Source organism: Candidatus Lokiarchaeota archaeon, assembly GCA_014730275.1.
GTDB lineage: Archaea > Asgardarchaeota > Thorarchaeia > Thorarchaeales > Thorarchaeaceae > WJIL01.
On sequence record WJIL01000009.1, the window covers coordinates 1 to 13,268 of the forward strand.

13 protein-coding genes are annotated in these 13,268 nt (G+C 43.9%); 6 read left to right on the top strand and 7 right to left on the bottom strand.

Annotated features, from left to right (window positions below; genetic code table 11):
• The 3 genes from GF309_01105 to GF309_01115 all read right to left on the bottom strand — a co-directional run.
• Positions 1 to 2,265: PAS domain S-box protein (locus tag GF309_01105; protein ID MBD3157360.1), on the bottom strand; the 2,265-nt coding region annotated here is incomplete at its 3' end.
• A 418-nt stretch (positions 2,266 to 2,683) separates the two neighbouring features.
• Positions 2,684 to 3,619 carry a dihydrodipicolinate synthase family protein gene (locus GF309_01110; GenBank protein ID MBD3157361.1) on the bottom strand — a complete coding sequence of 312 codons (936 nt, stop codon included), beginning with the start codon at positions 3,617 to 3,619 and terminating at the stop codon, positions 2,684 to 2,686.
• Between the two features lie 60 nt (positions 3,620 to 3,679).
• Positions 3,680 to 4,477 carry a hypothetical protein gene (locus tag GF309_01115; GenBank protein MBD3157362.1) on the bottom strand — a complete coding sequence of 266 codons (798 nt, stop codon included), beginning with the start codon at positions 4,475 to 4,477 and terminating at the stop codon, positions 3,680 to 3,682.
• 158 nt (positions 4,478 to 4,635) lie between these two features.
• On the opposite strand from GF309_01115, the gene GF309_01120 reads away from it, so the two are divergent.
• Both GF309_01120 and GF309_01125 read left to right on the top strand, forming a co-directional pair.
• Entirely contained in the window at positions 4,636 to 5,832 is a 1,197-nt protein-coding gene (locus tag GF309_01120; protein MBD3157363.1) for an amidohydrolase family protein, read from the top strand.
• Between the two features lie 567 nt (positions 5,833 to 6,399).
• Positions 6,400 to 7,635, top strand: coding sequence for a radical SAM protein (locus tag GF309_01125; GenBank protein MBD3157364.1), 1,236 nt, complete (start codon positions 6,400 to 6,402; stop codon positions 7,633 to 7,635).
• A gap of 93 nt (positions 7,636 to 7,728) precedes the next feature.
• Here GF309_01125 and GF309_01130 read toward each other — a convergent pair whose 3' ends face one another.
• From GF309_01130 to GF309_01140, 3 genes are all read right to left on the bottom strand, one after another.
• A complete protein-coding gene (locus GF309_01130; GenBank protein ID MBD3157365.1) occupies positions 7,729 to 8,583 on the bottom strand; it encodes a hypothetical protein in 855 nt (284 codons plus the stop codon).
• 123 nt (positions 8,584 to 8,706) lie between these two features.
• Positions 8,707 to 9,405 carry a hypothetical protein gene (locus tag GF309_01135; protein ID MBD3157366.1) on the bottom strand — a complete coding sequence of 233 codons (699 nt, stop codon included), beginning with the start codon at positions 9,403 to 9,405 and terminating at the stop codon, positions 8,707 to 8,709.
• A gap of 64 nt (positions 9,406 to 9,469) precedes the next feature.
• On the bottom strand, positions 9,470 to 9,976 hold the full coding sequence (locus tag GF309_01140) for a GTP-binding protein (protein MBD3157367.1): 507 nt from the start codon (positions 9,974 to 9,976) through the stop codon (positions 9,470 to 9,472).
• Between the two features lie 565 nt (positions 9,977 to 10,541).
• Here GF309_01140 and GF309_01145 point away from each other — a divergent pair.
• From GF309_01145 to GF309_01160, 4 genes are all read left to right on the top strand, one after another.
• Entirely contained in the window at positions 10,542 to 11,792 is a 1,251-nt protein-coding gene (locus GF309_01145; protein ID MBD3157368.1) for a hypothetical protein, read from the top strand.
• Between the two features lie 85 nt (positions 11,793 to 11,877).
• The gene (locus GF309_01150; protein MBD3157369.1) at positions 11,878 to 12,294 is read left to right on the top strand and encodes a hypothetical protein; all 417 of its coding nucleotides are present in this window, start codon (positions 11,878 to 11,880) and stop codon (positions 12,292 to 12,294) included.
• A gap of 115 nt (positions 12,295 to 12,409) precedes the next feature.
• On the top strand, positions 12,410 to 12,721 hold the full coding sequence (locus GF309_01155) for a hypothetical protein (protein MBD3157370.1): 312 nt from the start codon (positions 12,410 to 12,412) through the stop codon (positions 12,719 to 12,721).
• Complete coding sequence (locus tag GF309_01160; GenBank protein ID MBD3157371.1) at positions 12,718 to 12,981, top strand: hypothetical protein; 264 nt, start codon at positions 12,718 to 12,720, stop codon at positions 12,979 to 12,981. Before GF309_01155 ends, GF309_01160 begins: the two co-directional genes overlap by 4 nt.
• A gap of 42 nt (positions 12,982 to 13,023) precedes the next feature.
• Here the strand turns inward: GF309_01160 and GF309_01165 are convergent, their stop codons facing one another.
• A complete protein-coding gene (locus GF309_01165; protein ID MBD3157372.1) occupies positions 13,024 to 13,230 on the bottom strand; it encodes a hypothetical protein in 207 nt (68 codons plus the stop codon).
• Positions 13,231 to 13,268: the final 38 nt, after the last annotated feature.

Sequence of the window (13,268 nt, forward strand, 5' to 3'; positions counted from 1 at the left end):
GCTCAACAACGGCTCAAGTAGCAGCCCACCTCTAACTTTTAGGTTATTCTTGGGGAATTGAGTTTCAATCGTGATTTGTTTTTCCTGAGCAAGCGCCTGTTTGCGTTTGGTCACGCCTTTAACCAATGAGTTGATAGGTATAGCTTGCAATTCTTCGGTTTTCATGTCTCGAAGTTCGCGAATCATGTCTATGACTCTCCCCACCTCTTCTACAGCTTGTTTTGCTTTGTTTAGGAAGATTCGTTGTTTGTTGTCGATGTTGCCGGATTCTAGGAGTTCCAAGCTCGATTGGATTATCTGGCTCTTGTTCGCTACTTCGTGACTCAATAATTGATGAAGAAGCTGCCTTCGTTTTCTTTCTTGCTGATGTTCCGGGACTTCTGTTGATGTTGCTACTAGGCCCAACGGGTTTCCAACGTCATCACGTAGTATTTGAATACGGCTTCTCAGTAAGTGCTTTCTTCCTTTGTTGTCGTAGTTTAACACTTCCCCTTCCCATTTGCCCTGACTTAATGCAGTTTCCAAGATGTTCTGCTGTATTCCCTGCATTCCGGTTCTGCCCACAAAAACCTCTACAGGCTTTCCAATCAGTTCGTTAGGTGACATCGCAACCAAATTTGCGAATGCTTTATTCACATAGGTAATCTTTCCTGAAAGATCTACTGTGATGACCGTATCATCTATGGAATTCAGGATGTGGCTTTGAAATTGTAGTTTATTCTCTGCATTCTTTCGCTCTGTAATCTCCCTTACAACCGAAATTATATCTTCCCCATTTTCGTGCTGGCTGATTCGGGAAGAAAACCACCGCACTTTCCCATCGATTCTAAGGGGATAATCGAAGGTCTCTACCTCACCAGTTTCTCTAACTCGGTTCATACATTCGATATACTCGTTGGCAACCTCAATGGGAAGGATATCATCGATCGCCTTGCCCATGAATTCGTCCGGAGGTGCAACAAGCTGAGATTTGTCTGAAACGTAATAGTCTACGTGAACGTTATTGTCATCATAGACGAAGATACTATCTTGCATGGAAGATACAATGGTGCGGTATTTTTCTTTGCTTCTTCTAAGACTGTCTCTTGCACGTTTTCGTTCGGTAATATCGTGCCCCGAACAAACAACGTATTTGACTTTGCCCTCCGAATCGAGCTTCGGCGTTTTCGTTATTGCAATTAGACGTTTCTCACCCTTGCTGTTACGGAGCCACTCTTCTGTGTGTATCTGCTTTCCGCTTTGGAAAACTCTCCGATTTCCAATCTTGCATATCTCGGCTTCTTTATCTGAAAGGAAATCATCTAGTTTGCTATATTCAAGCTGTTCTTTGGGTACTCCGACAAAACGAGCATGGGCCTCGTTGACGGCCCCATATGTGTTGATGTCTTTGAGGTACCAGATTTGAGTCGGGCTGCTGTTCAGAAGCAAATCTTGTTCCTCTGTTTTTCGTCTAAGTGCATTCTCGGCCTTCTTCTTATCAGTGATGTCCACATGCGTGCCTGAAATCCTGATTGGGTTGCCTTCATCATCCCACTCAACAACTTGCCCCCTGTCTCTTACCCAAATCCATTGACCATTCTTGTGTTTCATCCGAAGTTCGCATTCATAGATATCTCTCTCTCCAGCTAGATGCTCATGAAATACTCTATCTGATTTTTCCGCGTCGTCAGGATGACAAAGATTTCTCCATGTTTCTTTGATGCTGGGTTGCAGTTCATCAAGGGAATATCCAAGCATTTTTGCATATTGTTCATTATACACACATTTTCCCGTATCCAAAAACCAGTCCCATAACCCCGCCCGTGCTCCCTTGAGCGCTAATTCGAGTCTTTCTTGACTTCGCTTCAAATCTTCTTCTGCTTGATGAAGATGTACCAGTTGAACTACGTCTTCCGCAAGCATCTTGTATTGTGTTTCCACATCATGGCTCTTACGCAGATAACGGTCAGCTCCAAGATTCAGTGCTTTCATGGCAACTTCTTCGCGGCCTTTGCCTGTAAAGAGAATAAATGGGATATCTGATTTTTCGCGCAGTTTCTGCAGAAATTCCAGCCCATTTATGTTGGGCATAGCATAGTCAGATATGACCAAATCAAAGTCTTTCTGATTGAGAAGTTCCAAAGCCTCTTCTGCCGATTCTGCAGTTTCGATTTCTAGACGATCATCCTCTTTTTCCAAGTATTTCTTTGCAAGCCAAAGGATGTCTCTGTCATCGTCTACATGTAAGACCTTCATGTGGTCACTTCCCCCGTACAGATTAGACATAGGTACCGACTGATGAGACTGAGAGAGTGTGTTAGTTCCCGTTATGCTGTCCTCATGTGTTCAATTTTTTCTGAATCTTTACACACTTCTTACACAACTTGTGCTGGGCGACCCCATCATGAATTCTAATATGACTTTTGTGATGACGAATATGATAGATAGCTTTTCGGGATTCTTAGCTATATTATTTCGGCTCATTTTGCAGACTAGAATCGATGTGTAACTGCGGTGGACGCAATTCCGTTGATGACTAGCAGAATTGGACAAGTTCTTTCGTCAGGAAAGCTGTTGTACAGAGGACAAGATCCCATATTTCTAGTTCGACAATACTCCTGCGAAGAATTATTGCACTCTTGATTACCGGCTGGATGACACACTTGCTGGATGCCCAGAAGAACACCGGGTATAGCTTTTCTGGTTAGATATCCCACGCAGAGACGATTTCTCCAATCCGCTTCTTTTCTTTCTTGTTTAAACAGTGAATAGGTGGTCTACAATCCCCACCTTGGAGGCCAAAATGATCCATTGCCGCCTTTACCGCAGGAACATTGTTGGCTTTCCCTCTGCTTTCCCTAAAATTCTCGAATGGGGTTATTTTTTCGACAATGTTCATGGTCTTCTTGGAGTCGTTACCCGCCAGAGCATCGTAAAGAGCAAGTGAAATTCTTGGAGCGAAATTGCCCAGCCCTGTAGTAAATCCAGTGGCTCCGGCATAGAAATAGAAGGGCGCAAATCTCTCGGCGGTTCCACATGACCATATGAATGAATTACCATGCCTGAAAACAGTTCGCGAGAAATCAACAATCCGTCCATAAGCGTATTTGACTCCAACTATGTTGTCTCTGCCTGCAAGTTTCTCAAGAACATCATCAGTCATCAAGGGGCCTTTCTTGTAGAGGACCACGCCGATTGGAGCGGCTGCCTTTGCAATTTCACGAATGTAGTTCAGCATTCCCTCCTCTGACTTGAAAACATGTTGAGGGTACATGATCATAACTGCATCAGCACCACTTTCTGCTGCATACTCAGCTTGTTCCTTTGCTGTGGTGATGGAACCTCCTACGCCTGGCATCACTACCGCTTCGCCTTCAGCCGTATTCAGTGTTGTCTCCACAACTTCAAACCATTCTTTCTGTGAAAGCGAGTAGAATTCACCTGTGTTGCCACATGGCAGAAGGAGTTTAGCTCCCCTATCTATGAGGTATTCAAGGTTGCCATTAATTGCATCGGTATGTATGCGTTCCAGGTTTGTTGAGAATGGTGTTGCCGTTGTGAAGGCTACCCCGTGCAATGCTTCTTCTATCCTTTTTGTCTGCAAAGTATTCAGGCCGCCAATTATTTTGATTATGTACAAGAACTAAACGCCCTTCATATATAACCAGCTTCGGTGGTTTTCGAAGAGGGGGGTACCACATCATTTGGGATATGTAGCGGCCAGCTTTCTTTTGTCTTCTTCAGAACTGTTGAAATCAATATGCAGCCTCCTATAGGTGGTTACACACGGATTCCCTGGAGCTACATGAAAGGTGATCTCGGGAAACGAATTATCTCCGTAGAACACATCAAAAACGTAGCTATAGACAGTTTTCCCCAAGACGGCCTTCCCAAGATTATCCCCATCTGAATGCCTACATATGGAATCGAATCCTCTACCCTCACTATGTGAGCTTAGAATCTCTGTTACGTCTACAACCGTTCGAGCAGCGGCTAGTTCTCTTTCTGCTTTCTGACGACGACGTCTACTTGTCCAAACTGGACCACCCGTTCCTGTTCTTTCTGCACGAGCCGCTTTCAAATCATCGATTGTGTTCAAGAGAACATGATGATTTGTGCGAACAACATAATCATCTGCCCTCTCTAGCTTACATTGATCATTCGAAATCTCGATGGCGGCTACACTCCTGGAATCGCCTAAGACCAGATTACACCACTGATACGCTATACCCGAGGAAGTCTTGTCTTCAACTATCTGATAGGCTGAATCGATGTCATCAGCCACTTGAATGATGTTTTCGAGAAGATGGTCATACGGTCGGTCTTCCGTTGCAAGCACCGTTGCGCTACAACCAGCGAGTCCATGTCTGTTGATTCCAATGGAAACACCTGCTCTCTCACCGGAGCCTATGACGACTCCGCTGACGGCAAACATCTGATTATTGAAGACCAGATTGTCTACATGATTCTTGTTGAGCAAGTCTTTGTTCTTGAACATGAGTAACCTTGGACCTAAACTAGCCGCTCCTATGGTGCATCCAGCTGTCATGCTCGTATAGTTGTACTAAACTGATTTGAAGATGTTGTCTCGTTTCATGTGTGCGATAAGAAGACTTTTGTCTTACAAGATAATACGCTCAAACTGGAGGCATACTCTTGAAGGCTTTGGTTAATGGTACGGTTCTATGTCCTGTGAACGGACAGATAGAGAACGCTACAGTTTTGTTTGAAAAAGGTAAGATCCTCGAAGTTGGTGCAGATGTAGATGTACCGGATAGTGCAGATGTTGTTGATGTCAAAGGGAAATACATCCTACCCGGCTTTGTTGAAGCTCACGCCCATCAGGGTCTCTTCGATGGCAGTATTGGGTGGGCTGGAGCGGATGGAAACGAAGCAACTGATCCCGTAACACCTGAAGTGCGTGGTATCGATTCTTTCAACCCCGATGAACCTAGTATAGCTGAAGTTCCGAAAGGTGGTGTGACCTGCGTGAACACTGGCCCAGGATCGGCCAATGTTGTATCTGGCGAGGCTTTTGTGTTCAAACCTACTGGTGACGCTGTTGTTGATGATATGGTCATTATGGCTCCATCAGGCTTGAAGATTGCTACAGGTGAGAATCCAAAGGGAGCCCATGGCAAACAGCATGACCGAATGCCTTCAACACGAATGGGGGTAGCTGCGTTGCTTCGAAAAACATTTACTGAGGCACGCAATTACATGGATGAATGGAAAGCGTACGGCGAGAAAAGGAAAGAAGCTAAGGAGAAAGGAGAAGCTCTGCCAAAACCCCCTAATCGTGATTTGGGCAAAGAGACCCTCGTCAAGGTACTAAAACGAGAGATTCCGTTACATGCGCATGCACATAGAGCAGATGATATCGCTACGGTGGTGCGTGTGGCCAAAGAATTCAATCTCAGAGTTATGATTATTCATTGTACTGAAGGCCACAAAATAGCGGATTTCCTTGCCGAAAATGATGTTCCTGCTGTAGTAGGCCCGACAATGTTCTGGGTGAGTAAGCCCGAAACAAGAGAACGAGGTTTTGAGACGGCGGTGAAGCTGAACGAAGCAGGAGTCAAAGTAGCTTTGCAAACGGACTCACTTACTCCCATGAATTTCTTCCCACTACTACCAATGCATGTCATAAAGAAAGGCATGAGTAGAGAGGACGCACTTCGTTGTGTGACTATGAATCCGGCAGAGATGCTTGGTATTGATGATCGTGTAGGATCACTCGAAGCTGGGAAGGATGCTGACATGGTTGTGTGGTCTGGTCATCCCTTTGAATTCTATAATGAAGTCGAAAAGGTTTTCATCAACGGTGAGGAAATGGAGCTGGAAAGCGACTGACAGAATTGTTGCTTGACTTTTGCCTGTTCAGGATAATGAATCGCTGAACGGTCTTGAGTATCACTTCCCAAATGGCTTCCAATATACTCAGCAAGGACAATGCGTCCAATTGCATATGTATTCCTGATGAGAAGTGATACTATCTCATTGTAGATTGCGATGAAGAACAGCGCTAGGGTGCCGCGCACTACCAATAGTAAAGTGACTTGTATCCTCTATATTTTGCTATTAAAAAAGCCAGCCGCAATTGTCAGTTGTTCCTGCACTTTGTACCCAGTAACCAATGAAGCTACTACCGAAGTAAGGAACAGAATAAGTAATACTCTGCTATTCACATTCTGCAGTTGAAAGAGTACCCACGAAATAATCCAGAGAATCACATTGAACCACGCGTATCTCGCCAAAGCACTATCCTCACAGAAGATTTGTTTGTATTTGTGATGGAGAAAGGCTCCATATTCTTCAAGGAGATTGGAATTGTCATAAGCATTGAGAGCTTAGATAATTACTGCATCGTTACTAGGCCAAGGCTTAAGTGTGTGTTACTATTTCTCAAAATGTAACACAATGATGGCCTCAATAGCTCAACGGATGATTTCAAAGAACCTTTCGAAGGTCAAATTTGAATTCGGGGAAATTAACTGGGATACTCTTCGAACAGATGAATTTGGAGTGTATGTACATGTACCGTTTTGCACCAGACTCTGCGCGTTTTGCCCCTTTTACAAAGTGCTCTATGACGAAGACCTAAAGGATTCATACCTGGACGCTCTAAAGAAGGAGATAGAGTCACGACCCCTAGATGGAAAAATGAGATGGCTGTATATGGGTGGCGGCACACCAAATCTACTGAGTGTGGATGAAATCGGTAGCATTCTGTCGGTCATTTCCGATCGCGTTGAACTACAAGATATTGGCATGGAGGGAAATCCCAACAGATTTACTGGTGATTACATTCGAAAACTAAGTAGGCTTGGTTTTGGAAAAATCAGTACTGGTGTTGAATCTCTTAGTGCTGAAGCGCTAAAACGAGTGAATCGTGAGAAAACCAGTCCATCGCTGGTTCGGAGAATTGTTGAAACTGCAAACGAAGAAGATATCAAAACCAATGTCGACTTAATGACAGGTCTACCGGGTCAATCGGTGGAAAGCTTCCTTAGGGATGTCGATATTCTTGGAAGAATTGGCCCGAGTCAAATCACTATCTACCCATTTTTGGCAATACCCGGTGTCAGGATTGAACCATCTTTGTCATCAGAGCGTATGTTTGCGGTAATCGAGGAGTCTGGGCAGATTTTGGAAGAATACGGCTATAAGAGAGACAGCATCTGGATTTTCGCTCAGACTAGTGAAATCTATGATTCTTCAGGTGATGAGCTAGTAAATGACTATCTGGGTTTTGGTCCTGCCGCATTCAATACAATTGGTCAAACGCAAGCTGTGAATCCGCCACTGGAGCTCTACCTTGACATGATAAAGGAAGATAGCCACCTAGCTCTTACCAAGCAAGTTGACAAAGCCTCTGAGAACTGGAGGAAACTGGCTCATGAACTTTATGGGTTGAGTGTTGATGAGAAAGTTGTAACAGAGCTGCCTTTTGGTGCAAGATTCATGTACCGCATTTTGAATTTGACAGGAAATGTACACGATGGCAAAGTGACGAAGAAAGGATTGAGATTTGTGCATGGGGTTACCAAATCGGTTGTTGAAAGCCTACCGTTTCCTATAGGGAATAAAGCTGCAATTGAGAATGTGTCTGAATTCATGACAGCTTTGGAAAACAGCGGTACAATTACTCAATAAATCCTCCTTTCAAATCCATGGTTCTTGAGCAGATTACATAATACTGAGGGCTCCTCCAATCAAACCGGAGAAGTGGTGTACCCTCTATCCTATTCAGATGCTTCTAATCGCACTTCCAAGACCGTCTCGTTCAACACGAGATTTCGTGTCAATCCCTTCGATTTCAGCAATATCAAGTAGGGTGGATAGAAGCGAGAAGTCGATGGCGACCTCATGTGCCAATTCTCTATCTTTCATCTTCTGTTCGGAGGATTTCAGGATATCAACTAATCTTCTGTACGAAAAGAAGAGTTTGCTCAGCTCATATTTGAGTTGAAAGAAGGAATTCTCTCTTGAAAGAGCATCTTTCACAATTTTCTCAAAATGCTTGGAATCTACCTCGACACTTTCTTTTACAGGTCTAGTCATCTGTAAATCGAAAATGAAGGCGTCTTGCTTCTTTATTGACGCAAGAGAATCATGATCAATCACGCTGACAAGTTCAGCAAGCTGGCTCTGTTCTGTCAGGAGATTGACGAGATTGGATTTTACTAACCTGCCCATTGCTTTATCATCGTGAATCAAGTAGACTGGTTTCTCTATCATAATATGAACTATCAAATGAGAGAAATTTACAATTGCTTTCTTCTTTTGCTTTCCGAAGAAGTCAACCAGGATATGAAGGCTAAAGTCACCCTCCATTTCATCCCAGACATCAGCTTCGGACTCATCTACGGCTGAGACTTGTGGTGTGTCTTTTATCTGAATTGCAGTTGGATATTCTATACCCCGCACTCGCAACTCCTTATCGATGTATGCTAGAAGAGCATGTTGTGGTGAGCCATGAACTGATAGAACTGCCACGAGTCCACTTTCTGCTTCTTTGATCTCCTGCTGTGATATGTTCAGTCTGACATTTTCCTTGCATTGTTTGCAGAATGCGTAGACCTCGTTCTCAGTTTCTGACATCGGAAAAAGACCGTCCGTTCGTAGTATCTGTTATGTATAGAGTCGTCAGTCCTAATAATGCTGTCTAGCTTCTATTAGGAGAATACTTGGTTACCTTTGAATGGGTAACCAAGCAACTTGTTCTCAACTTGGTGGCTGCCGCAGAATGCTGAATGCCATCATGGACATTCCAAGTAGGCTGATAACTGGAGTAATAACGGACAATTGCACGCTAAGCAGTAAGAACTGAGCGAATACGATTATCAACCAGCCGAGAAGCAAGAGAATCGCTTTGGTTCTGTAGAACGGTTCTGTCTCAACTCTTATCATCTGCACCAGAAAAGCGGCTGCAATGAGTGCATAGACCGCATCTATTCCGAGGATTATCTGATATGTGAAGGGAATCACGGACGTCACATTGTAGTGAGACAGTCCATAGATATCATCAAAAGTCCAAGTGATTTCGGATATGAAAGGCAAAATCATTCCGAATATGCCTATGATAACTAGAACCAGTAGCAATATGCGAAGTCTGTCTCCTTCAGGAGTTCCTTCTTTCTGTTCTATCTGTGGATAAAGAAGGAACAGTATCAACAGTATTGCAATTATGATATGGTTTGACTGGATGAATCTGAAAGCCAGAATATCTTCAAAAGCACTTGCAGCCCATAACCCTCTTACAAAGTAGAGAGAAGCTTGGACTGTGAGTGATAGAAGGAATCCCACAAAAATCAGAGTCAGCAGGTTTCGTTGTTCTCTGTATCTATTCAGCAGAAGCAGAATACAGATACCGATTCCTACTGCGTCTGCTAGAAATGCGTAATGAATAACACCAAATCCCATAGTACTTTCCCCATTGGTACATCAAATCTTCTCTTTTAGATAATATTACTTTCTTGTTCAAATATCACAATGAAGATTGCAAAAGATTTGTCAGTATTTCTATGAGTCTATCAAAATTCTCCCCGGTTTTTGCGCTCAGCAGGATATATGGAATATCTAGGGTATGAGCCTTTTCTGCGATGTCCTGCTCGGAGAGTGATTTATCAACCGCATCCAACTTATTTGCGACCAATACCCACATGTCCGGTGAAACGTGTGGGATAAGGTCAATCCATTCATCAATTTCGATAAGGGTTCGAAATCTCGTGAGATCTACAACAAGAAGAACCACCTGTGTGCCTTTTAGTAGAGATGACTGAAAGAACCGAAACTGCTCCTGTCCCCCAAGATCAAATATTGTAGCTTTAATCTCTCCATTGCATTCTTGGTCTAGAAGAGACCAGGTTTCGATGCCGAGACCTGCAGTCATCATGGTTTCTACGAATTTGCCAGTAACCAGCCTTGAGGCAATCGTGGTTTTTCCCGTGCCTCCTGCGCCAACCATTGCAACCTTTACCACACGTTGATTCAATGAGTCTGTTCTCCATAGTTAAACAGGTTTTGAATGATATATTCGGGGCCTTGACGAAAGTAGATATTATTTGCTATAACCGACCTTTTTTTGACAATATCATAATGAATAAATAAAATAATATTTACACTGCCTGTGGGTTGAGAAATGTAAACCGATTTACTCTTCTGAATGACATAGGACAATCAAGAAGGGTGCGTCGGTCGCTATCGTTGTATATGGCGGGACCAAATACTGATTCTTATTGGTTTTGCTGCATTATCTTACAAATGCTTATTGATGTAGTCGCTGCCTATCCTTGACCGACGCTTTGAGGAGCATATGATAGTAGATATTAAAAACTATTTGTGCATGTCTATGTATAGATTTTTGATGCGTGACCTACTCAATAATACTGAAAAGACATAATGCCCTATGATAGAAGAAGTACGCTGATAGAGAATGACAACATCGATTTCATCTCACATGTAGCTGTTCATAAGGAAGTTTCTTTAATCGCGTACAAAACGCCACAGAATAGTCTATTTTCATGAATGTAATCTGGTAGTAACTGGAGGATGGCTGCTTGGACCTTAGAGAACTCGTATGTTTTCCAAACTTGGAAATCGATCCAGAATCGAGCAATAAACAACGGCGAAGAGGGTTGCTGAAGGTCCAGCTTCTGGCAATTATAATCTGTGCCGCTATTCTATTGATTCTTGTAATCTTACTGACACCAAGTGGTTTGGTTGGCACTCAAACCGAGTGGGAGTATTTGATTTTTGGTGCCCTTGCTGCATCACTTGGGGCCGCATTCATTTATGCCATTAACGAGAAACTGTCGATTGATTTAGCCGCAATACTGTATTTGCTTTTCCTCATCTTTCTGGTCGCAGTATCCGATACCCCTCAGCACGTAGTAAATGGGCGGGCTCTTTTCCTATTCTCACTTCCGATTACAGCTGCCAGTTTCACTTTTCGGCCGTGGGCTAGTTTTGCAACAGCAACTTTGTCGAGTATGGTTCTATTGGGTTATGCAGCATTCATCGGTGGAGTTCTACCAAACATACCTGGCATCATGGCGTTCTTCATATTAGCAACAGTCATGTGGCTTTCAGCTGAAACCCTGAATAGAGCTTTGAAGAATCTGTCAAAAACCAAAGAGGAGCTAGAATCACAGAGAAACAGAGCTTTGTTCTATCTTGATTTGATAGGCCACGATATCACTAACAAGCTCCAAGCTATTCTCATGGCGACAGAAGTCTTGAGATCTACTGATGGGACCGTTTCCGTTGCAGCTATTACGGATTTGATTGAGGACACTGTAGAAGAATGTGCTAGCTTGTCCAATCAAGTACGAAAGACTCACAATCTGTATTCTACGAAATTGCAGAAATTACTCCTTGTCGATGAAATTAAAGCTAGTCTGAGATTATTCGAATCGGAATATCCCGACGCAGATGTGGTTACTGATTTCGAAATAGACCAACCATATGTACAGGCTGACGAGTTCCTCCAAGAGCTTTTTCTTATTCTGCTACGAAACGCTGCCCAGCATGCTGAAAGAGATACGGTCACTGTTTGGGTAAATGCAACTGAATTGGACTCGCAGTTCCGAGTATCAGTAGCAGACAACGGTAGAGGAATTCCTGATGAACGTAAAAGACATCTTTTCGATTCTGAACGGAGGTATGGTGGGGTTGGTTTACATGTGGCCAAGCAAATAGTAACCAAGTATGACGGAGCGATAGATATTACGGATCGGATTGAAGGCAATCCATCAGCTGGAGCGAAGTTCAATATATACTTACCAAGATGGCAAAACCAGCAAGAATAGAAAACGACATAAGAACAGGACATAACAACATAATACGAAATACTCGTTTGTCTTTGAACGGCATAAAGTAATCGAGGTCCTGTATATGAGTAAACCTCCTTTATTCAAAATCGCGATGGGTTGTTTCTTTGCTCTATTCTTCTTGATTGCAGTTGGAATGGGCATTACTGCTTTCAATAGTGGTGCGCCCCTAATTATCGCAATCACTACAATTGGGATGGGAAGCGTTGCATTGCTTTTCGGAATCGCAATTCTTGCAGGCGGCAACAAGTCTTCCATGCCAGAACCTCCAGCTTTCGATTTACAGACTCCTGATAGCGGAGACTATCTGGTTGGCCAGAGGACAACTGACTTTGGAAGAAAAATCGTATATCAAGTACCTGCTAAATGTCCAGAATGCGGAGCAAATCTCAGTGAGGAGGATATTGAATGGGTTGGCCCTCTCCAAGCTCGTTGTCCATATTGTTCTGCTACTGTTGATGCCAACGAACGGGAACTCTAGTACAGCGAACCATGGGCAGGCTTTGAAATCCAGGGAGTTAGAAATCTTGCAGAATCCTAAATAGATCGGCACATAGAAGTCTAAAATATCTGTAAGATTTCCTGTATGCCTTCTTATGACCAAGGGCGAGGGGAGTTCATTAGGCCTAGTAAGAAATCCGAGTCTAGTAGGACTAGGGCGGTGGGCCACTCCCCCACGGGAGAAGCGCCCAGCCCCGAAGGCTGTAAGGAAGACTGGTTCTTCTAAGCAGAAGTCCTCACTCTCCAAACAAGGGACCTCATCAGGTTCCAAAGAGTCCTCGGCTGTTCACCATGTCCAGACGGACCTCCTCAGCTACGGCGACAAAGCTGAGGTGGGTGATCATGACCATGCCGTGGCAAGAACTGTGGAAGACCTCGCTGTTGCCGGGAGTGATGACCCGGGATGACAACAGGAGACGGAAGCCAGGACCGCGGGAGGAACCCCGTTCCAGTGAACGCGGACAAAGCCCCTGCTGACTCATGGGCCTACGGGTACCGTGGGGGCGGCGACGCTGGCAGGGGAAGGGTGGAACACAGAAGTTTCCTCGGTTGGGTTCACTCACCCAACTGTAAGAAACAGGTTATCCAAGGAAAGAACCGGATTGATCCTGTGGTTGTTATCTTCTCATTTCGATATTTTGCAGGTCTCGTCAACTTGTCGAATTAACTGTTGAGTTGTGCGGGAAGGATTAGTGTGGCACTCTAGTCTCTATATTTCTTCTAAACGTTCCTGAGAGCGATAATAAACCCGTGCACGATGCTCATAATCAATATCTTGTCCTAAGAAAAAGACAAATGTTATATCCAAACTCACATTTGGAATTACCGACATTCGCTGGGCGACCTTGAATGAGAGATCTTGAGTCGCATGCCCCCGGCGGTTACGCACATGAAATGCAATGCCACCGTCATTCAAGGGGAGTGCATCACATTAGCTACTCAATCAGGTCGAAG

What these genes read in the sequence shown, in the direction of transcription:
- GF309_01115 (MBD3157362.1), bottom strand. Translation starts at nt 4,477, where the DNA reads ATGTTCAAGAACAAAGACTTGCTCAACAAGAATCATGTAGACAATCTG.
- GF309_01125 (MBD3157364.1), top strand. Translation starts at nt 6,400, where the DNA reads ATGATGGCCTCAATAGCTCAACGGATGATTTCAAAGAACCTTTCGAAG.
- GF309_01130 (MBD3157365.1), bottom strand. Translation starts at nt 8,583, where the DNA reads ATGTCAGAAACTGAGAACGAGGTCTACGCATTCTGCAAACAATGCAAG.
- GF309_01135 (MBD3157366.1), bottom strand. Translation starts at nt 9,405, where the DNA reads ATGGGATTTGGTGTTATTCATTACGCATTTCTAGCAGACGCAGTAGGA.
- GF309_01150 (MBD3157369.1), top strand. Translation starts at nt 11,878, where the DNA reads ATGAGTAAACCTCCTTTATTCAAAATCGCGATGGGTTGTTTCTTTGCT.
- GF309_01155 (MBD3157370.1), top strand. Translation starts at nt 12,410, where the DNA reads ATGACCAAGGGCGAGGGGAGTTCATTAGGCCTAGTAAGAAATCCGAGT.
- GF309_01160 (MBD3157371.1), top strand. Translation starts at nt 12,718, where the DNA reads ATGACAACAGGAGACGGAAGCCAGGACCGCGGGAGGAACCCCGTTCCA.